The sequence below is a fragment of the Gemmatimonadaceae bacterium genome, assembly GCA_019752115.1.
In the GTDB taxonomy this organism is placed as follows: Bacteria; Gemmatimonadota; Gemmatimonadetes; order Gemmatimonadales; family Gemmatimonadaceae; genus Gemmatimonas.
The window spans coordinates 1-21,382 of sequence record JAIEMN010000047.1; the positions used below are offsets into that span (position 1 = coordinate 1).

A 21,382-nucleotide genomic window follows, 5' to 3' on the forward strand; every position below is an offset into this window, starting at 1 on the left:
CAATCCCTTTGTCTCGTGCCATGCTCCCAATCTCTCAAAGCGGGGAGCCTCCATCAAACCCGGGGCGCTTCAGTCAGTAACCTCAAGAGGGGAAATCCCCAACTCTTCGACCATTTCACGCTGAATCTGCTCAGATAGAATGGAAAGGAAGGGGCGAGTGAGCAGATCATCGGACCAGCGAACAGCGCCACCGGCCGAACAGTGGATGGCCGACGGGAATACACCCAGATTGGGTGCGCGATATGTGAGGTAGGGTACGGGCTCACCCTCTTCTTTGAACAAGAGGAGCAAGCATACGCCGATAGTGTTTGCCAACCTGCGGTCGCCGAGGCTTGGCAGCATCCGTCCATGTTCACGGGCCATCAACTGCCTGAGTGTCGGAACGCGTGAGTACCCCTCGTTTCGGTAATCCAGAATGAGGTTCGAGCGCGCTTGCTCGTGATAAGCCGCTCGCTGAACCACCAGTGAGACCGTTTCCGCCCCCACATCCAACCGCGCCACCCTCACTAAGTCCTCATTGTCAGAGATGCGCCTCGAGCGCAAGAGCGACTCGTAGCCGGCGGATGCCACCAGGTGCCAATCACCCACGGGCCACTCAACCGCGAAATCGAGCGTGCGATCGAGCTCCACATCCCACGAAACCGCTGTCGTCGGCCCTTCTGTCGCCTCCCACAGAATTGTATAGGGAAGCCCGGGCACCATCGTTGACTCTTCGCCGTACAGGTTCAACAGGGTTCGCGGGTCGTAGATCAAGAACGGATCCCAGCGAGCGCTCAGATCCAGATGAGACATCGCAGCCCGGAGAAGCCGATGCGTACCCGATGCAACTGAATGAAAGGAAGACACAGGTGGGGTGAAGAGTCAAACGCGAAAGCGAATATAGGCACGATCATCATGCGCCTCACATTCTGGGCGCATACCCTTCGTCGAGCGCAACGCGCGAAAGCAAAGCGGATCAGTGTCGAGCAACGAACGCAGCAACTCTTCTGTCGCTTCCAGCGATGCCTCCAAGGTCGGATATCCATCCGACGCAAGGGTGAGTTCCGCTGGCTGATCTCCGACAGGATGTATCTCGACGAATCGCCGTGGTACCGGGAATCCATCCAAGACGCCGTATGAAAAGGGGGTCTCGGCCATCTGATTCTGCAACAGGCTCTGTTTGCGGAGGTACGGCAGGATCGTTTCACGCCCCACGTCTCGACGCAAGAGCTCTTCGATCGTGCAACCCTCTGCAATCGCTTGTTCCAACACAACCGCCCGCATGGCTCCCAATGCGACATCAATGGCCTTCTCGTGCATACGCACTTGGCCGTTGATCCGACAAAGCCCATCGCCAAGCATCCAAACTTCGCGCCGGGCCACGCTATAGATCGCCAGCGTGATTGCCGGACGCTTGTCAGGCATGCGCTCGAGGACGTCCAAGAGCCCTTGTTTCTCGTAGAACTGTTGGAATCCATGAGTGAGCCAGACGATGGCTTCGTGCGCGGCCATCGTTGGAGGTAAGTCAACCAGCAACTCGGCGAATAGGTCAGCTGCGACCCTTCCTGAGGTCCGGGTAGCCCCCCACAGCCCGTCCGACTTCGACGTCACCCCGTCCCCAATAGCGATGAAGTGCGGGGTGATCACGATCGTGTCCTCGCACTCCTCCATGCGCCCGGTCTTTGCTCGCAGGCACTGTTCGATGATTTCGTAGCTCATTGCGTCGCGGAACGCCTGACTAGTCTCCTTCAATCGGCAAGTACTGCACAATCCACAGCGCCTACCGCCTTAACCGGTAGAAGGTACAACACGCAGCGACGCCCTCAAGTGGGGACGTTGCTGGACAATATTTGGATAACCGTGGGTGGTCTTACGGTGTCTTGCGCTGTGTGCCGGAGGCTCGGGAGGATTCGGAGATCCTAGAGCTTCTTGACTCCATCCTTCCCAGGGATGATCGCCCATCGCGCCACTGGGGGCGGAATGGCGATGTGGCTTACGCCGTGCTTTCCGGGAGAATGCCGCTAAGTGTTTCACGTGAAACAACTTAGACAACGACCACGAGCCACCTTCGGCGAGACCCGATCGCTCACGAGTCGGCGGAGTCACCGACACGAGGCACGAAGGCCGACGACGCTGATGGGCGACATCGGCCTGAACCGAGCGAAGAAGCGCGATCGAGCGTCGTCCCTAGCGCCCGCGACGAGCGCGCACCCTCGGCGATGACTTCCGCAGCGCCGCCTTACCGACGCGCCCTCGGCGCGCAGGCGTGTTGGATTTGACAAAGACGTCGTTCACCTGCGCCAGCGGCCACGCGTCACGGAGGAATTCTTCGGGGAGTTCGACGCCCAGTTTCATGGCGAAGACCACCGTCGCGAAGTTCTCCTCAGAGAGGAGCGGCAAAGCCAGGCACAGACTGACACCAACCGGACGCCCACCGTCCTCGTACCCATAGAGGGACGCTGCGATGGCCACGAGCGCGTCCTCTTCCTCCGTCGCGAATTCATGCCAGCTGAGCGCATCGAAGTCGATGCCGTCTTCCGACAGGTACGGGAGGATCCACTCCGGTCGACGATCGAAGGGCAGCGCGCCCGTCAAGATGATGAGCGCGGCACGCGTGGGGCCGTCGATGTTCCAAAGGGTTTCGATCAACGGCGTGGGGAACGACGTGGTCGGCATCGGCGAGAGGGGCAAAGGATTAGCACTTCGTGCCCGCCGGTCGACCATCGGCGACGTGTCGATGTACGAGCGGCTACCTACCCAGTATGGGGGTAAGCGCCGTCGTGTTGCATGAATTGCGAAACTCGCCCATTCGGGGCCCCTCCGCGCGTCGCCAGTCAACTGCAAGCGATTGTCGCACCGCCATTCAGCGCGTTATATCCCGGCAAGTTCCCCGGCAACCGCCGTGCAAAGCCCCGCATCCGCGAGATGATTCCGCCGACGCCGACACGACGCGTCGCACGTGTGTGCCTGCTCAGCGAACGACCGGAATCGACCGTGACAGATCCACCCTTCGCATTGCCTCCAATAGGCATGCTCAATCCAGGCGGCGCCGGCCGTGAGCCATCGAGCGATGACTTCGGCCTGCCGTGCCTCCGGAAGGAGGCGCAGCAGCGCGAGCGGGCGCATGCGCCAGCAACGCCACGCGCGCCGCTCCTCACCCGCAAGCGTGAGGAGCGCTGCGACCTTGAGATCGTCAGACGCGCGTTCGAGCTCGCCCGATCGACGCGCGAGGCTCGCGAAGGCGGCACTCTGGAGCTGGGGCGACGGATCTGAGTGCGCAGCTACAATCGACTCGAGCGGTGCGGCACAGCATTCGAGTGCCTCGATGCGCAAGGCCTCCACGGGGTCATGGAGGTACTGCACCTTGAGGGGTGACGAGAGATAACGACCGACGCGCGTCCGAATCGCAGGATCGGGGTGCTGCTGCCACGGCTCGAGGTAGGCGTCAAGCGCCTCTCGATCAGAGAACGCCAAACGATGCATCGTGATCGAGCAGGGTTCCGCGAAGAGGTCCAGCTGTCCAGACATGCGACGCTCCTGTAAGAAGGGATCAGACGGGCGCGATCTGGTGATCCAGTCGGCCGGAACGATCTACAGGTGGACGTGCACGATTGGCCTGGCAAGATCTGTTGCCACCGCCCCGGATCCCTCACCGAGACCACAGGCTCGACACGGCAACGCGCGCCACCTCAGCGCCGGCGGACCGACCCTGGATCCAGCGCGGCCAGCGAGGACGAGTCCGACCGGTAGCGGCCGTACAGGCGAATGATCATCGACTCGTTGGCGTGCCCCAGCTGGTCCGCGAGCACGCGCAGCGATGCGCCGCTGGCCACATACCGTGCGGCAAACGCGTGCCGCGTGTCGTACGGTCGGAAGTCGGCGGGGATCGTTCCGAGGGGATCATTCTTGCGAAGCGATTGGACCGCCGCACGCACGGCAGCGGCGAGTCGGCCACGCGTCACGGCAAACAGCCGAGTGCCTGAAGGCAGTCCGCGGCTGCGCGCAACGAGTGTAGGCCAATACCACGCTTCGACGTAGGCCCAGCGCTGGCGGAACGAGTTCTTGGTCCCTGCCAGCCACACCTGCTGAGTCGCCTCCCGCACGTCCTCCACCGTCACTCGCTCGACGATCTGTGGCTCGGCCCCAGTCGCCACCAGGAAGCCGAACGCATCGGCGAGTGGGCCCATCGGCAGAGCGTCATGAATGCGAAGCAGTAGGTCGATCGGCACGGCGCGAATCGGCGGCGCCGAGTGGCGATCCACTGTGAGCGCGGTCGCCGGATTATTCGGGAGGAGGCCCTCCTCCGTAAGCCACTGACAGAACTGCCGGAGGTCACGCAGGTAGGTGCGTTGAGTCGCCCCGTTACCGACACCCACCATCCCATCCGTCGCGGTCGGCCCGGGCGACACCACGCGCTGCAGATTGTCACGCGTCCAGAGTCCGAGCGTGGGCAGCATCGTGGCGAGCCGACGCATGCGTCCGCGCCGATTCGCCACGGTCGCGCTGGTAGGACGATGACGGCGTCCAGGGGTGAGCGCAGACCAGCGATCCACGAGCGGGAGCACCGCAATCGCGGCGGCTGCCTCGCGTTTCGCCCGCTCCGATTGCTCTTGCAGCGTCTCTTCGAGTTGCCGCAGTCCGTCGGGTCGGGCAAGTGTGGAGTTCACTTCCTGCAAGCTCAAGCGCCCATCATGCACGGCGTTCAGAACAGTCCACTTCGGTACGGCGCACCGGAACAGCTGCGCCTCAATGCGGGCGAGAACTTCCCCGCCCTTTCGAATCAATGCGTCACGCCCCTTCCCGTCGGCTGCGAGACGCAGCCATCGAAGCGCGACCCGGCGGCGACGACCAGACTGGGTCGGCAGCCACACGTACGCGGTACGACCGCGGATGATCACGTTCTCCACGAGGCGGCTCGGCGTCAGCGACGATCCGCAGCGCTGCCAGCCGCTGCGATCACATCGGTCAAGCGGTACCGCACGTGGCGTCGGAGTCCCGCGCCGCGGGACGGCACCGGCACCTCGGGCAAACGGAGCGAAGGCAGCACACTCACGGACACCATCAGGAGACGCGCCGCCTGCGCAGGCGTGAGCAGTGCCGGTAGAGAAACGATGGGCGAGAGACGCGGCGATTCGGACATGCTTGGCAGATGGAGGGTGGTCTCTACGTCCCGTCGTCCGGGACCACGCTCACCATAGCGGCCGTTTGCGTTGCGCTCGATTGCGTTTTCTTCGACCGATCTGCGATTCGAAAGCCCCGAGTACCGGGCACGTGCATCGATGGCGGCGCTTTAGATCGGCGAGGGATCCGGGGCGTGGGCAGCGACGCCAGCGAAGCATCCGATGATGTGGCGACGGTTGTCGGAGCGACGTCGGCCGCGATTGCTGCGTCCGGTACATCACCGTCAGCCCATCCCCAGATCGTCGCGCGACCGTAGTGCTTCCCAGTCGCGTGAATCCAGCGCGCGTGCGCCGCGAGCGCGACCGAGAAGGCTTCGGGGGTCTGCGGCGTCGGCGGGACCACCTGCTCGTATCGAACTGCAAGCGGGAGCATCAGCTTGTACGTACACGGGTAGGACCGCTGTGGCAGCGCGCCATTCGGCTTGCGCATGGTCGGACTGACAAACAGGCCGTCAGTGAACAACACGCCCTTGGCCTGCAGATGGTCGACGTACGCGGCGTAGGCGGTCTGCGACCGTCCCGCATAGGTGTATGAGCCCTTTCCGAACGGCATGCGCTGCAGGCGCTTGGCCGCGAAGCCAAACGTGAACGCCACGCCCTCGTCGGTCCGCGTCGTCTTGAACTGGTAAAGCAAGACGGTGTGCAGAAACGTTACGAACCAAGCTTCAAATCGATACCGGCGAGCTCCTGCGAAATCAGCTGAAAGCGTATGAATCCACTCGAACAGATCATCGCTGAGGACGGGCGACATGTGCTCCCGACCGCGTCGAACCACGCTTGCCGCGCGGTCGAAGATGTCACGTCCTCGTGAGTCGCGCATCGAATAGCGCCGCGTCCACGCGCCGATCGCCTCATCCTTCGAACGATGTCGTCGCAAGGACTCATTGAATTCCTTGGAGAACCCGTGGTGTTTCGCGGCGAGCCATCGGGCCAGCGCGTCAGCCAGCTCCTCCTTCGTGCTGCCTCCATCAAACTGTGCGTGGTAGACCAGCTCACAGGCAGCGAGGAACTCCACCTCGAAGCGTGACCCGGGCTCCGACAGGCCACGCTCCAGCACACCGCTCGGCTTGTACGCACGGCGCGAGGCCCCATCATTGCCCGCAGTTTCGTCGTCAAATAACACGTCGTGTGAGGCGCGTTCCGGGTGCATCGACTGCCATCGTGCGGCGCCCTCCCGTATGCGATCGAGCACGGCGGTCGCTGGCGCGGCGTACCACCTCCGGACGTGTGGCAGCGCCAGCGCGACGTAGTCGATCCAGTTCTCCGGGGTCCGGCCGAACGGAATCTTGTGCTCGAGGGTCTGCGCGTTGAGCAGCGGCATGTCTGGCCCCAGCATCGTGCGATCGTTCAACTTCTTCTGGGGGAAGATCTCGATCGCGCCGCTCTTCACCTGCAGGCCAGCTGCGCGCAAGCAATCGGCAACACGGCCGTGCGACTTTGACGCGATCCACGTCTCCAGCGGCTGCTGTGGAATCCGGTACACCACTCGCAATCCAGTGCCTGACGGCGTGGCGTAGACGAGCGGCTCGCTGTCACCGAAGGCCTTGCGCACCAGCCAGTAGCGACGATTTCGATCAGCGATCGAGGCGTCGCCCTTGCAGTCGATATCGATGGCGATTCGGTCCATGATCGCCACTCCCCGGTCATCGGTCCGTGCACGGGACCCGATCCAACACTGTCCGTGCAGCGCCTCAAGGACGGTTGCATCGTCTAGCTGTTGCGACATCTGCGCGAACTTTCCATCGGGGTAGCGATCCTGCCGGTACCAGTGGGTGCCGCGTCGATTGAGTCCGAGGATGTCGTCGAGTTCGGGAGGAAGGATGTGCACGCCGCGGAGTCCGTGCTGCAGGCGGTGGCTCATCGCGCCACCGGCGGCTCACGGGGGCTCCCGAGAGCCCACTGCAGCAAGGGCCCCCTCGTCGAAGTTGCCAAGCCCTCGGCAGCTCCAAGACTGTGGGGGCTACCCCTCCAGCCCCGGATCCCTCACCGTACGTCTTCGGTACCCTCAGGATGGCTGTCCCGGCGCCTTCGAGCGGCGGCCTGGTCCCGGATCCCTCACCGGCCCCGACGATCGACGTGCCGGAGCACGTCAGTGCCTCGGGGAGCGAAGCGGTGAGTGGATAGGTTGGGATGGAACAGGGCAGGCCCTCCCCCCGGCTCCCGATCCCCTAGGTATCTCGGGGGCAGCAACTATTATCCCGAGTTCCGCACTCCGGAAAACGTGCTAGAGCGGCGGGGAATTTGACCGGTCGCCAGACCGAAAGAGGCGCGGTCTCGTCGACAACGCGGGAGGTGTCGGACCCGGCGACGGACGTGCCGCCGGCGCGGGTGGCACGAGGTTCGGCCGGGGAGTCGCTGCGGAGACGGCTGTCCCTGACTTCCGCGGCGTCCGAAGTGGCCGGCCGTGCAGGTCACCCAGCAAGTCGTCGACATCGTCCAGTAACGGATCCACGTGCTCAGGGTTGAGGAGCCCGACAGACGCGGACAGCCATGCCCACGAATGGGGCTGATGGAGGAGCAGCGCGGCCAGCCGCTCTGCCAGGAGACAGCGCTCCCGCACCTCGGCATCGCTGAGTGCGAGGCTCGCCAGGTCGTCCAAGGTGATCGGCCACAGCTCCTCGCTCGATAACCACAACGCCAGCAAGGGCCGCACGTCCCGCGCACGTTGGCCCTCGGCGAAGACCCGCCAGGGAGCGGTGCCAACCCTTGGTCCGCCGGGGGTGCCGGCGGGGCGCTGTGCCGTGGCCCAGCTCCATGCGTCCTCGGCGCCATGCTTCTGAAAGGCGTTGCGGGTCACGCGTTCGTCGTCGCCGAGGAGCGTCACGACCTTCACGACGTGTAACCATCTCGGAAACCGCGTTTGAATGTTCAGCATGAACCACCCTAGTTCGAACGCGGGGCTCGCTGCAAACTCGGGTGGTCGATCCGATCTGTTGTGCGGGGCTGCGCGGGTGCACGCGCGTCGCCGATAGGCGCGACGATCGGAACCGCCCCGATTCCCCACCCCCCCGGCGCGATCCAGATCGCCTCCCCAGGGAGGTACTGTGCCGGCGATCGCACATCAAGAAGGTGCGGTCCACCTGCCGGTGGCAGTGGTATGAGCGGCCGCAGCTCATCGATCGTAAGCGGATCGGTTGTCGCGAGCTGCACTCGAGTGGCCAAGTTGGTCAGAATCGCGCGGACAGTGTCATGGGATCCCAACGGCAGTCGATCGCGCAGCGCCGAGATCGACTGCGTGGCGAAGACCGTCGCGGCACCGAACGCGCGCCCAACCGCCAGAAATTGCGCGTCGCTCACTCCCGTACTGGAGATCACCTCCTGTGCCTCATCGACAACTAAGGCGACGAGCCGCTGAATGGCACCGAAGGAGGTACAGGCCACCCCCGCCAGAACCGCATCATACAGTGCTGCTTTCACCGCGCGTCCGATCGTCGACTCCTCCTCACTGCCGCGCCGTGGCTGATACAACACGACGGCCCCGGAGCGTACGACATCCGCCATCGAGAGTACCGGTGTCGTTCGAAGCGGAGGCAGCACGTCCAATCGAACCAGCCGTTGCACACGCTCAGTTGAGAGACATCCGACGAGCGCCGCCACGGTCGCCGACAACGAACTCGCGGTTTCGGACGAGAGTTCGGCAAGACGCGAGAGTGCGGGAAGGGCGAGATCGGGGACATGCTGGCTCAATACGCGCTGAAGGAGCGTCGCCGAAGACGCCCCACCCAAAGGTGAACTCCCGTCGCGCACCAACAGGCGGATCAACTGGAGATAGCGACTGATGGGCCGCCGTGGCGACACCATGAGACGCGCCTCCGCGGGCGTGATGCGTCCCGCGTCTAGCACAGCGCGCGAAAGCGCACGCCACAGCAGCGCGCGACGGATGTGCGCGTCGCCACCTGCCCCACCACGCTCGAGGCAATGCAGGTCGATGGACACGCACTCGCGCAGCAGCTCACGAGCGCCCGTTCGCCAGAAGCCGTCACGCGCCCCGTCCATCAAGACGCTGCTCAGTGCGAAATAGCGGTCGACGACCGCCCCAGCATCGAGGTGTCCACGATCAGCAGACGCAAACAGATCCAGTGGACGCTCGGTACTGGCGCCGACTTCAATGACCCGGGGATCGATTGCACGTACGTAGGTGCCCAGCTCGTGCTTCGGGTCGATGCACACGACTGAGCTCCGGTGCTCCGGCGCCGCCAGCGCGCGCTCCCTGAGAATCGCCGTAAGTAGTGGAAGCAGCACTGATTTGGTCTTGCCAGAACCCGTACCGCCCACGGCAAGCACTCCGCGCGTGAGCGCGGCGCGCGTAAAGGTCAGGCCGATCGACGCAAGCTCGGGCACGACGAGCGGCGCAGACAGATCCAACGCCTGAGTCATCGGCTGAAGCCCATTCGCCGGCGCGCGTTCTGCGCGATGCGATCCGACTCGGCATCGATGCGCGCGCGCAGCGTCGGCGTCGCGGCTATCTCTACCCGACAGCCATTGGCCGAAGCATTCGCCACCGCTTCGCGAACTATGCGGCAAGATCGCGAGCCGCACCGTACGTGCTGCAGGTTTACGAGCGCACTGGTGTAGCGGTAGTATTCGTGTGCAGCAGCAAGCACGCGTGAGAGTCGGAGCGCGAGCGCCAAGTCTAGGTGCCCCACCACCGTGATGGCGAGATGTCGCGCGTGGTATTCCACAGAGAGCTCACTGATCATGAGGCCCTTTGTCGGCTTGTGGCCGAATGGAGGCAGCGAGGAACGGAGTCAGACGATGGGTTGAAACGTCATCTGGGCTCGGCAGGTAGCCCATTTCGGTCAATACGATCATCCACCACCGAAGCAGTGCCTGCGTGTTCGACCGATGGCGGATGCCAACCATCCGAATCGTTGGCCACTCGCTCACGGCGGCACAGCCCCCGTTGACGCGAACCGCGCCGACCACGCGACGGGCCAGCTGCGGCGTCGGACGACCCCTCGACAGGTTGCCGTACTGGCTTTCCTCAACACCGTCGGTGAGCAGGACGGCTACGGCGCGCCGGTCTGGATTTGCCGACGTGAGCTGTACCGCATGGCAGATGGCCGACACGATGGCGCTCTGCGCCGCCCCGACCACCGCCCGCGCGGCTGCCGCACGCTGACGAAGGGCGACCGCCAGATCTCGCGCACGCTCGCTGTCGCGCATGCGACTCACCCGCGTCGACAGCCCCAACTCTCCAGAAAGGCGATCGGCGACACTGCCCGCAAGCGTGGTGTCCAAGAGCGGTACATCGGGCGCACGCGTTCCGATGGGATACACGAGGAGCCGATCCCCTGCTCGGAGCTCAGCCGTGAGACGCTGCATGGGTTCGCTCCACATGGTGTCCGCGACGGAAGCGGACCGATCAACATACAGCAGCACGAGACGTCCTCGCAGGGCGTCGACCGCCCAACCGGTTCGGACCGGTGTACCCACGATTGGGCGGCATGCGACCAGCGAAAGGATGATCAGCAGCGCTGCACGCTGGGCAAACGCAAGGAGGTGGTTCATCGAACCGTCGCTGACGAGAGCACAGCACGTCCTGGCTGAGTCGACGCCGATGCGCACGCAGAATGCGAGGGTCCGAAGCGCGCGAGCGTGCGCTCAAACTCCGAATGTGTCGCCTCCGCGTTGGCGAGCAACTCGACCTCACGCTCGGCGTGCTCTGCCTCGAGCCGCTGGAGTTCCGCCTTGTGGGCGTCATGCCGCTGAACCGTCCGGTCGCGAAGGCGACGCGCCTTGCGAAGACCAGGCACGGGAGAGGCATGCAAGTATCCATCGACCAATGGGAGCAGCAGGATTACCGCCTGCAGACCTGCCGACGTCCAGAGGGCGGCCGTACGTCCTTCGTTCATTGGACCCACGCGGCTGAGCGTCAGCCCGACGCCAAGCACAACGGCCACGGCGAGGGCCAGTGCGACCAGCAGCACATCTGTTACGGCAATCTTTCCTGTCCATACGCTGCGACGCACCACGACTCCTGCCCGCGAGAGAATGGCCGCGACCAGCGTTGGCAGTGCGAGACATGACGCTGCCAACACGAGAGGCGAGTCGGCCAAGGGTGTGGCGCCCAGGCTTCCATAGCTGACGAGCGACTCGGCCAGGAGCCCCACGACCAGCATGCATCGCAAGACCCAGCTCGGCGCCTCTTCGACCGCCCCCGCCGGAACCAACGACTCGAGCCGGAAGGCAGCGTCGGTCGCATCCTGCGCGCGCTGAGCCAGAGTCGGCACGGCCGCGCGGAGTCGTGTCAGGGCCGGCGATGTCGCCCTATTTGCCCGGTGACGAACCAGCGCACCGTCCGTGACGCTCCAGAGTCGACGACGAGCTGAATCAACTACAGCACTCTCGTCGGTCGCCTGTCGCGCCGCGAGGGCTGTGACAACCCCCAGCCAGCGAGCGCGGCGCGAGGTCGGACGTAGACCGAGCACCGACAGCAACGAAGCGGCGACTCGTGCGCGGAGCGGAAGAAAGGGCGGGACCGCGTGGAGCGAAGTGTTCGAACGCAGCGTGGGGCTCCTGATGAGGGAGCCCCACGCTAGCGGCACCATGTTAGCGCGCCAATTGCCAAGATCTGACGGGAGAGCGTCTCCCTTAAAGCGCTTGGGAGGCCTCCGGAGTGTTCACTTTTGACCCTACTTCGGTGCAATGCTCAAGCGGCACTGACAGCGCGATGGAAGCGACTGAGAGGCTGCGCTCTGACGGGGCCGTCTGTCACTCCCGTGCATACGGCATCCACTCTCACTATAAGCCGACTATTTCCGCGGGGATGCATACGAATAAAGGCGAGCTTCGAGTATTTCGTCGTCGCTGTACGTCGTGAGCACAACACCGTCCGTCGCATCGAGAACCACGGCTTGCGTAGGAAAGCTGATACGTGTGCGGCCCGTGCAGTCGGGGCGCAAGTGAAGGTAGTGTTCAAGGGTCGACGTGCGGTGAGAAGATGTTCTGAGCCAAACTTCTCCATCGGACGCGAAGATCATTCGCTCAATCGCAGGCAAATACTTGGGCCGTGCCGTCTCTCGATCGATATCCTCTCTCCGAACCTTGACGCGGGGATCCCGAAAAGCTCGCGCAATCTCCTGTTCGAAAGTGCCCCGGGTCAGTGGTATCAAGCGCTCAGTCCACTGGCATTGTCCCGCCGGCTGCCCACTCGCGTCCCAAAATCGTATCCTAACGAGAGCCGAGCCGGTCCGATCATCAGCTTGCTGATCGAGAACGGCTACTCCGCGGCCAGTCTTGCTCGCCGCCCATAGCGTTCTAGCGACGAACGGTTGTACTGATGCGCTTCGAAATTCTCTGCCATCTATGAGCACTGGAATGGACCACGTGCTTCCCTTGGTCTGCGAGAAGCGGACGATCGGCGTGGATCGGGTTGCCCGAGCGTCCCTCCACTGCAGGTTCTGTGTGTATGGCTTTCCGGTCTCGACTTCGTCGTTATCGCTTGGAGAGTCAAGAAAGAACAACCCAGTGCCCGTTATAGCGATGGGAGCGCTCGTCTCGGCCGATTGACGCGCGAGATGCTCCACGCTCGTCGCCCCAACTCTGTAAGGCGAAGGTACTCGTGTGACTCGCTGGGAAATCGGCTCAATGATGATCAGCGTATCACCACGAGTGGCAAGTGTGGCCGGGTCTCGATATTCACCTGGCCCTGCACCCGCCCTACCGACCAGGAACGGCTTCCCGTCCCTCACGCGAATCACGGATGGGCTCTCTCGATCGGAGATGAACTGAAGACCCCGATTGACCACGACACCATCGGAGAGCGTACGGAATGAAAGACCCTCGGCGACGCCGTCAATCCGTCGAATCAGCCGAGCACTCGCCTCCTGCGCGTTCGCCGTCGGTTCGGCGCCAGCTATGGCGAAGAGAGTGAGCAGACTAGCAAAGTTAAAACCATGTTTCACTGACACGTCCTTAATTCGTGGTCATGGACCAAGTGGACGCGTAACGGAGCCGCGCGGGAACGAGGCTCGCTCCAAACCTGCGCGACTCCGCAACGGTCAAGCACGGCTACGACAGACCGACGACGATTCCGCTGCAGTGAATGCGAACCTTCTGAGTTCCGCTCGCCCGATCAAGGATCGTTGATGCCCTGCGGTCATTAAGAGCCCCAAGGCCATCGAGCCCGAAGTCAACGGCTGCAAACTCCAGCGTCTCGTCTCCGCCACACTTCTGCACGCTGTTGTAGCAAGTTCCACCGAGGACCATGCAATCGGCGTATGCTGGCGGCGCCAATGGCCCCCACTGGCACGCGCCGGAAACGCATTTTGCACACTGCGCTTCAATGGCACTGACGGCGAACACTGCAGCAGGAACGGCAGCCGCAGAAAGCAACCACTTCATAGCGACTGACATACTTCCTCCATCGATAGGGGGTGCCTTCACTGTGGCTTTCGAAATCGAAGAGACAGCTGACCTCTAGAAACCGGCTCTACCGACACCGTCGTCCCGTCCAGGAATCTGGCGATCGGTGTAGATCCGTCGTTGCCTTCGATCGGCGGCGCTTCATTCGAAAGTACGACTCGTCGAAGGCTAAACGGGTCGCTCAATGACAGATTGATTGCCCTTCGATCACTAAGAGCGGCAAGCACAAACAGTGCAGCATTGTTCCGCCGAACGGAGCCGCTCGAATCCATGGCGGGCATGTCGAAGATGATTGTATCTCGAATCGCGAGGGTACTATCCAGTCGAATGACGCGGAATGGGTAGTATCGACTAACGACCGCGAGTGCGCCATGAACGGTTGTGACGAACGCTCGCTCAACGTACGGATGCAGCGGCTTATGCTCAGGGTAAATGCGCAGCCGCTCCTTCGGAGCTCCGTCAAGCGACCAAAGCGACGCTGAACTATCGCGGTTGATGCTCGTTGCGAACCACTTTCCATCGAACCACACAGCACTCTCCAATCGAAGCAGCGCTGTCGAAAAGGTCAGCTTAGATTCACCGCTCGCGGGTTGCCTCCCCTGCGCACCTTGATGACCACCGGAATCGATCCAGACGAGGTTCTCGCCCTTATCAAAGGCAACTGCGAGTAGACGCTCAGCAGGAACGGGTAACCTTCGTGTAGCCAGCGTTTTGTTCGCCGAGATGTACAGGAGTTCTTCGCTGCCACGTCCCCAGAGTAATGCCGCTTCGGCGCCAGCGTTCAGCACAATTCCCATTGGCTGAAACGAAGGTGGAAGAAGGATCCTGTCCGAAGATCCCTGACAAGCAGTCAAGAGCAATAACAGGGCGAATTGCCCAGTACTCCGTGCTCGCACCGCCTGAAGCCATTTCATAGAGGTACTAACCGGCAAGCGCCCTCCGAGCGATCTTCGTGACCGTTCGTGTGTCCGTTCAGATTGCGTCAACATTGGCTCTAAAATATTCGCAAGAGCCTGCATCCATCTCGTGCTGCACTAGTTACCCGCTCCCGGCCCGCGCGCAAGAACAATTGCGCTTCTCTCGGTCGGATCAATAGCCCAACTCCTGCTGAACCAGAGCTTCAAGGCGTCTAAATCCGACGTCTTGTCGAAGTTCAATTGTGCAGATGCCAAATTGGCGCAGCATTCTGCACATCGTCTCGGCGTGCTCGAAGCCTAGCCGATATGCGATCGTCGACGCACTGTCCGCTGTGCGATGAAGCTCCCGGGCAACCACGAGTGATCGCATGCACAGCAAGGTTCGTCGACAGCTCGCATGCGAGCTCGCGGCAAACCACTTGCGCACGGTCGAAGGTGAGACTCCCAGCCGTGTTGCGAGGCTCAGTTGATTTATATGGAGATTGATTCCTCTCAAGATTTCTGCGATACCTCGAAGGAATGGCTCAGTCATCCAGTTCGGCTGGTACACATCGCCGCTTGCAGTATTTACCATCGCGGCGATCGCTGCCAGCAGCGAGAGCCTGGATATTGGATCGCAGATGTCGAACACATGATAGTGCGCGAGCGACGCTTGACCGGTTGTGAAGCGCATCGTTGGATGCGACGTGAGCACGACCGGCTGAATCATACTTGAGGCTTTTTCCCGAGATGCCGCATCGAGGTTCGGGCACCATCCACGAATCAGCGCTACGCTATGACGACTGCGAGTCCCATGTTCCTCATGGCTCAGGACAATTCCGAATCCGATAAGTCTTGAGATTTCGTAGCGTACCGATCGGCTCGAGTGCACATCTACTGACCAAAGCCTCGCTCCGATCAGCATTCGTTAGGAGCCTCATCTTCTGCGTGACTAGTGGCCGTCAGTCCTGCTTTGGAAATAGTGAGCTGCGCTGTAAACGAGATAGTGCTTGCCGGCCCGTACTTTCTGTATTCGGCCCTTCGCTACTTCGGCAGCTTGGTGGTGCATGGCGCCCTTGATCCATTGCGCATCCTGGATCGAGATGAGTTGCCCAGGTCGCCCGGTCTTTGTATCGGTTCCGCCCATCCTGGAGCCCGCAGCAGGCCAGTCGATCCCCGGGCACGTGAGCCCCGCCGCGCACGTCGCCTGGTCGACCCCGCTCATGGTGCTCGCGCCCTTGTACACGCCCTGGATATCCGCGTAGGGCGCCACCGCGTACTCGCTGTAGCCACTGAGGCCGATCCGCGTGACCGTCAGCGGCTGGTCCGTGCCCGGGCCATGCAGGTAGATCACCGCGCCGTAGGCGTTGAGCGTGCCCGCCGTCGTGTAGTCCGTGTTCGGGAGCGAGTCGGGCGTGCGCATCTCGTACAGCAGCTGGCTTCCGTCCCACACCGTCCGCTCGATGTACGAGCGGCACTCGGTCGCGCTGCTCGGGCAGAAGCTGTCGCGCACCGAGCGCGTCGCTACGCGCCGGCCCAGGGCGTCATAGCGGTACTCCTCCCACACGCCCCGCGCGCCCGGCAGCGAGTCGGTGCTGTGCGCGCTCACGCCCCGGTGCCGGTTCACGACGCGCAGCTGGTCGTTCGCGCCGTAGAAGCTCGCGACGTAGTCGCTCCCCCAGTACCCGAGCTGGCTGTCGTACTCCGTCTCGAGGCGGTAGCGCACGTTGCCGGCGTTGTCGTACGTCACGGAGCGGCTCAGGCCGTACTCAATCATATTCGCCGGGATTGACGCCGAGTCGGCCGCGACCGTGACGCGCGCACTCTCGGAAACGACCATTTTGCGCAGTGCTCCCTCGCGCCTTGGAACTGCGAGGGAGCATCGAGAACATCGTCCATGCTTAAGCAGCTACTCTACCGTGCCTCGAGGGGAGGCAGCTATCGCTCAACGTTCAGTGCAACGTTTACGATCACACGTCTTGCGGCTGACGGCGGGACAGCGAGTGGAATCCACAACTGTCGAGTGACGGCTGCAGTGGATCCGTCGGGAAGTTGGTGACGGGAACGAAGTGAGCGGGCCGCGAACGTCACCAGTACCGAGTCTGCGCTCCCGCGCAGGAGTAGGCGCTCGACTCGAATAGAAAAGCTTCCGTCAGCGTTGGTGGTCGCGGCCGAGGCCCGCAGCAGCACCGAATCGGCAGCGCTCCCGACAATAACGCGAACCGAATCAAGCCGAGCGCCGAGCGAATCCGTGACAATTCCCTCGACGTCCGCCACGCCGGTAATCTCCAGTGTCGCCGTCTCAGAGGGCCCCCCGGAGGTCGAACAACCAGAGAGCGCGAGCAGTACTGACGATAGCAGTACCGCCCTGGATATCTGAGCCATAGAACCTCCTACTGATTATAGAAATTATACTTCCAAAGTGCGCGCACCTCCGACTGGGATGGAAGCGATGTGTATGGCGAAAACCCTATACCGCCATAAGAGCCCCACGAGCTTAGCCACGTGCCCGATACATAGGAGCGCTCACCAACCGAGCCCGCAGCACAGTATACGAACTGATCTGAAGCGGTAAGTGCTGTCCAGCTAGGTGAAGTGAGATAGCAGTTTGTCATGATCTCTGCCAGCTGCGCATGCGAAATCGACGTAGCATCGTCGTCGCCACTAATCCCGTCGGGGTCTGAGCTTGTGTCAACCAGGTCAAGCAGGAAGGCAGCGAAGGCCGACTCGATCAATGCGCCGTTGCCAATGGTTCGAAACGCATTTTGCTCGAGCTGGTATTGGGACAGCGTCGCATACATTCCACTCGAACCCTCGACGACGTTGCGCATACGCGCCGCATAAAAGTCGGCGAAGCCCTCAACGAAGGCACACGAAGCGGTGTACGCAGAGTCCGCGACGTGACGGCCGTTGAGGCCGCAGGTATAAGTGCTCCATGGCTCTAGGGCGACGTAGTGAAACGCGTGGCCGTACTCATGCGTGACGATGAATTTCCCCAACGTCCCCCAAACGTCGTCTGGGTGGGTGCGGATATAGTCTGAAGCAGCAATAAACGCGGTCGTCTGAGCAGTAGAATTGCTCGCCCGCCAGTTTAGCTGGCTGCGACTCCGGCCGAATAGCGTAGCGGCATACTCGTTGTATTGCTGATGCAAGCGAAAGACATGTGCCGCCTGATTGTTGGCGACGGAGAGATCAACTTGAAGTCCAAAATCCATCAGGGAGATCCAACCATTTGCGCCGCTCCACGAGTTGTTGTAACCGTTAACCTCTGCGCTCTCATTGCTAAGGTACGCTACGACATATGTCGAGAACGCGTCCGCCGGGCAATCAACTGAAAATGCTCCGCCGCTATCTGCCACGACTTCCCAGTAGCCGAGCGAGGTTCCACCGACCGTACTGCAGTGTCCGGTCACCTTCGCGTTGGGCACACCAACGCTACTGTCAGCACCCACTGCAGGAATTGTTTCGACGTAGGTGATTCGGCCGCGAAAGGTAGGGCCTGACGAGAGACTTTTTTGAGCAAGTACTCCGGCATCTGACCTCACGTTTGCCTGTCGCCTTTTCCACTCGTTCAAGACGGAGTCTTGTCGGACGAACAATCCAACGGTACCCTGAGTCAGGAATTGGAGGGAATCTGAAGCGATTGGATTTCGATATTCGGCGTCCGATCGGCCGCCTTCATCAGTGATCAGCAACCAAATTGTTTTTGACGCAACGTGCCGAGAGAACTGCTCACTGACCGTCTGCAATCTCTCGGGTTCCTTGTCATGCGTGACGAACGAGAGGCTGTAGTAGCCTGGAGCGGCAAACGAAACCGTCCTCTCCAAGTCGACTTTCGAGTCGCGGCGCACCGATATGCGCTGCTGGATGTGTCGATTTGCAGATCGTCTACGGTCGTCGTCTGAAGTGTAGGTAAATTCCGCTATGCCCTTTTCTATATCGCGCAGAGCGGTCACCGCGGCATGAACCGTAATTGGGCGATTCGGTCGGAACTCGCCTTTCACTTCAAGACTGATGTCAGCCAATGATGAAATGGAGAACGCCACCGACGACGCGTCATGAGATTGCGCGACATCATTTGTCGCTGTCGAGGAGGTTGTCGTGGGTCGTAGAGCCTCGGTCGGCGTGCATGCGGCACCGAGAATCGCAGCGGTGAGTACGATCACAGCAGGTGGGCGACGCGAAGCTTCTGCTCTCGTGATTCGATACACGGACACTCCTCCTTGGGGGCGGGATCTACAACCGTCGACGACGGTCCTCCTCGAATCTGAAGCAGAGGCTGAGATTGTTCTCTCTTGTACTTTTCTTTAACGGCCCTCTCTTAGAAGTATTTGGGACTAGGTGGCTTGACGTAGACTCGACGAACGTTCCTTTTCCCTGCATGTGACGAAGTGGACCCAAAGCGATGAGGGAGCGATGCACGCCCTGTTCGCACGAGCTTCATGGTGAGCAGCGGATTTATGGTGCCGTGCCCAGGCGACGAGGCGCGCCTGCCGGATCCCGCTCGGCTATTGCGCTCGCCGGCTATCGCGGATGCGTGCTTGTGCGCGGCGCGCCGCCGTGGTCCGGCTGTGCCCGTGGATTTTTTGCGTGACCGTCAACGGCTGGTCCGTGCCCGGGCCATGCAGGTAGATCACCGCGCCGTAGGCGTTGAGCGTGCCCGCCGTCGTGTAGTGCGTGTTCGGGAGCGAGTCCGGCGTGCGCATCTCGTAGAGCAGCTGGCTCCCGTCCCACACCGTGCGCTCGATGTACGAGCGGCACTCGGTCGCGCTGGTCGGGCAGAAACTGTCGCGCACCGAGCGCGTTGCTACGCGCCGGCCCAAGGCGTCATAGCGGTACTCCTCCCACACGCCCCGCGCGCCCGGCAGCGAGTCGGTGCTGTGCGCGCTCACGCCCCGGTGCCGGTTCACGACGCGCAGCTGGTCGTTCGCGCCGTAAAAGCTCGCGACGTGGTCGCTTCCCCAGTCGTTCCCGAGCTGGCCGTCGCAACGTGTGTCAAATTCTTCGCTATTCTCGGCGGTAGCCTCTAACCGTGCAATCGTACTTAGCTTTGAAAGTCTTCAAACTCCCACGAAGTATACTTGGATATGTAACGCGCGATTGAATCCCAGTCCCCTTCGCCAGCACGTGCGCAAAGTTCGTTGAGCGCATCGATCAATAGCTGATAGCTGAAGGTTTTCATTAACAGGACTGATCGGATCCAGGCACGCCCCGAGGCATTCTCAACCTCGAGATTCATCGCTGGGCAGTTGCATACGGTGAAGCAGAACTGTTCACCTCCTCTCGATTCGTCCTGGCCAATTGTCGCTTCAATCAGAAGCGAGAAAGGTTCGGGGCCAGCCGTAAACGTTTCTAGTTCGCTTATGTCCGGACTATGTAAGGACTGAACGACGGCTCTCATGGCTGACGCTGCTGGATGAGAATGGTAAGATGTCCGTTATTATCCCAAGGACCTTTTGCAACAGCCCGAGACTGGAAATTTGCCTGAACCTGATTCCAACTCGGCTTAAAACTAGGGGGACGGTACTGGCGAAGTCCGTCGGAGCTTATCATGGTTTTGCCATCACTGGCTAATCTAGCGCCTCGGCCGACCCACGCCTCGCCTGCGGCTGCAGCTACTTCTGCGCTCGCAACCCCCAAGCCGAAGTTCCCACTCCCCGCTGCTGCAGCTTGAACGATTGGACCGGGCGAACTGAGAACTCCTGCAAGTGGCACTACACCGCATGTCATCCCAGTTCCGCAGCTGTTCACCATCGCATCTAGTTTGCCGGCGAGTTTTGTCACCGCAGAAGCGATACTGTTCGCTGAGCGACTCTTTGGGGCGAGCCAGTGGACGAACTCTTCCAGCAGCGAACAGGTAGCTACGCCCTTTGGACACAACCCAAACGGATCACGGAAGTTGACCGGATCTCCACTCGCAAACGCGTAGAGGTTCGCCCCCCCCGCCAGCCCGATCGGATCGCTCTGCGTGAACTGCCCCGTCGCCGGGTCGTAAAACCGGTTCCGCTGATACTTGAGCCCGCTGCCATCGGTGCCCTGGAGCAGACTGCCCCACCACGTCGTGCGCTCCGACGAGAGGGTGGCGAGCCCGTCCATCGTCTGCTGGCCCCACGGCCAGTCGATCCCGGGGCACGTGAGCCCCGCCGCGCACGTCGCCTGATCGGCCCCGCTCATGGTGCTCGCGCCCTTGTACACGCCCTGGATATCCGCGTAAGGCGCCACCGCGTACTCGCTGTAGCCGCTGAGGCCGATCCGCGTGACCGTTAGCGGCTGGTCCGTGCCCGGGCCATGCAGGTAGATCACCGCGCCGTAGGCGTTGAGCGTGCCCGCCGTCGTGTAATCCGTGTTCGGGAGCGAGTCGGGCGTGCGCATCTCGTAGAGCAGCTGGCTCCCGTCCCACACCGTGCGCTCGATGTACGACCGGCACTCGGTCGCGCTGGACGGGCAGAAACTGTCGCGCACCGAGCGCGTCGCTACGCGCCGGCCGAGGGCGTCATAGCGGTACTCCTCCCACACGCCCCGCGCGCCCGGCAGCGAGTCGGTGCTGTGCGCGCTCACGCCCCGGTGCCGGTTCACGACGCGCAGCTGGTCGTTCGCGCCGTAAAAGCTCGCGACGTAGTCGCTCCCCCAGTAGTTCCCCAGCTGGCTGTCGTACTCCGTCTCCAAGCGGTAGCGGACATTCCCGGCGTTATCGTACGTCACGGAGCGGCTCAGGCTGTACTCGTTGGTGTTCGCCGGGATCGACGCCGAGTCCACCGTGGCCGTCAGGCGGCCGTTGCTGTCGTACGTGTTGAGGCGGATGCGATTGTAGTCGGAGTGCGTGTTTGCGCGGCTGTTGAGGCGCTTGACCTGCTTCCGATTCCCCAGGCCGTCGACAAGGAACTCCTCCTGTCGGCTCGAGTAGGCTCCATCGTCGGAGACTACGACGGCGCCGAGCGCGTTGTACGAGGCGCGCTGCAC

18 protein-coding genes are annotated in these 21,382 nt (G+C 62.1%); all 18 read right to left on the bottom strand.

What is annotated here, in order from left to right:
• Positions 1 to 69: 69 nt before the first annotated feature.
• The gene (locus tag K2R93_18840) at positions 70 to 792 is read right to left on the bottom strand and encodes a hypothetical protein (GenBank protein ID MBY0491905.1); all 723 of its coding nucleotides are present in this window, start codon (positions 790 to 792) and stop codon (positions 70 to 72) included.
• 69 nt (positions 793 to 861) lie between these two features.
• A complete protein-coding gene (locus K2R93_18845) occupies positions 862 to 1,698 on the bottom strand; it encodes a hypothetical protein (protein ID MBY0491906.1) in 837 nt (278 codons plus the stop codon).
• A 468-nt stretch (positions 1,699 to 2,166) separates the two neighbouring features.
• Positions 2,167 to 2,703, bottom strand: coding sequence for a hypothetical protein (locus K2R93_18850; GenBank protein ID MBY0491907.1), 537 nt, complete (start codon positions 2,701 to 2,703; stop codon positions 2,167 to 2,169).
• A 147-nt stretch (positions 2,704 to 2,850) separates the two neighbouring features.
• On the bottom strand, positions 2,851 to 3,507 hold the full coding sequence (locus K2R93_18855; protein ID MBY0491908.1) for a hypothetical protein: 657 nt from the start codon (positions 3,505 to 3,507) through the stop codon (positions 2,851 to 2,853).
• A gap of 161 nt (positions 3,508 to 3,668) precedes the next feature.
• Positions 3,669 to 4,646: a tyrosine-type recombinase/integrase gene (locus K2R93_18860; protein ID MBY0491909.1), complete on the bottom strand. Its 978-nt coding sequence runs from the start codon at positions 4,644 to 4,646 to the stop codon at positions 3,669 to 3,671.
• 254 nt (positions 4,647 to 4,900) lie between these two features.
• On the bottom strand, positions 4,901 to 5,119 hold the full coding sequence (locus K2R93_18865) for a hypothetical protein (GenBank protein ID MBY0491910.1): 219 nt from the start codon (positions 5,117 to 5,119) through the stop codon (positions 4,901 to 4,903).
• 23 nt (positions 5,120 to 5,142) lie between these two features.
• Complete coding sequence (locus K2R93_18870) at positions 5,143 to 7,020, bottom strand: hypothetical protein (GenBank protein ID MBY0491911.1); 1,878 nt, start codon at positions 7,018 to 7,020, stop codon at positions 5,143 to 5,145.
• 1,022 nt (positions 7,021 to 8,042) lie between these two features.
• On the bottom strand, positions 8,043 to 9,536 hold the full coding sequence (locus K2R93_18875) for a hypothetical protein (GenBank protein MBY0491912.1): 1,494 nt from the start codon (positions 9,534 to 9,536) through the stop codon (positions 8,043 to 8,045).
• Positions 9,533 to 9,841 carry a hypothetical protein gene (locus K2R93_18880; GenBank protein MBY0491913.1) on the bottom strand — a complete coding sequence of 103 codons (309 nt, stop codon included), beginning with the start codon at positions 9,839 to 9,841 and terminating at the stop codon, positions 9,533 to 9,535. The genes K2R93_18875 and K2R93_18880 overlap by 4 nt, the downstream gene beginning before the upstream one ends.
• Before the next feature lie 7 nt (positions 9,842 to 9,848).
• Positions 9,849 to 10,670: a hypothetical protein gene (locus K2R93_18885; GenBank protein ID MBY0491914.1), complete on the bottom strand. Its 822-nt coding sequence runs from the start codon at positions 10,668 to 10,670 to the stop codon at positions 9,849 to 9,851.
• Entirely contained in the window at positions 10,667 to 11,392 is a 726-nt protein-coding gene (locus tag K2R93_18890) for a hypothetical protein (GenBank protein ID MBY0491915.1), read from the bottom strand. Before K2R93_18890 ends, K2R93_18885 begins: the two co-directional genes overlap by 4 nt.
• A 2,151-nt stretch (positions 11,393 to 13,543) precedes the next feature.
• Positions 13,544 to 14,323, bottom strand: coding sequence for a hypothetical protein (locus tag K2R93_18895; GenBank protein MBY0491916.1), 780 nt, complete (start codon positions 14,321 to 14,323; stop codon positions 13,544 to 13,546).
• A gap of 292 nt (positions 14,324 to 14,615) precedes the next feature.
• Complete coding sequence (locus K2R93_18900) at positions 14,616 to 15,152, bottom strand: helix-turn-helix domain-containing protein (GenBank protein MBY0491917.1); 537 nt, start codon at positions 15,150 to 15,152, stop codon at positions 14,616 to 14,618.
• A 222-nt stretch (positions 15,153 to 15,374) separates the two neighbouring features.
• Positions 15,375 to 16,262: a hypothetical protein gene (locus K2R93_18905; GenBank protein MBY0491918.1), complete on the bottom strand. Its 888-nt coding sequence runs from the start codon at positions 16,260 to 16,262 to the stop codon at positions 15,375 to 15,377.
• 553 nt (positions 16,263 to 16,815) lie between these two features.
• Positions 16,816 to 18,633: a hypothetical protein gene (locus K2R93_18910; protein MBY0491919.1), complete on the bottom strand. Its 1,818-nt coding sequence runs from the start codon at positions 18,631 to 18,633 to the stop codon at positions 16,816 to 16,818.
• A gap of 297 nt (positions 18,634 to 18,930) precedes the next feature.
• A complete protein-coding gene (locus tag K2R93_18915; GenBank protein ID MBY0491920.1) occupies positions 18,931 to 19,332 on the bottom strand; it encodes a hypothetical protein in 402 nt (133 codons plus the stop codon).
• A gap of 134 nt (positions 19,333 to 19,466) precedes the next feature.
• Complete coding sequence (locus K2R93_18920; protein MBY0491921.1) at positions 19,467 to 19,823, bottom strand: immunity 8 family protein; 357 nt, start codon at positions 19,821 to 19,823, stop codon at positions 19,467 to 19,469.
• Positions 19,820 to 21,382, bottom strand: a 1,563-nt coding sequence (locus tag K2R93_18925) for an RHS repeat-associated core domain-containing protein (GenBank protein ID MBY0491922.1), incomplete at its 5' end; no start/stop codon positions are given. The genes K2R93_18920 and K2R93_18925, both read right to left, overlap by 4 nt.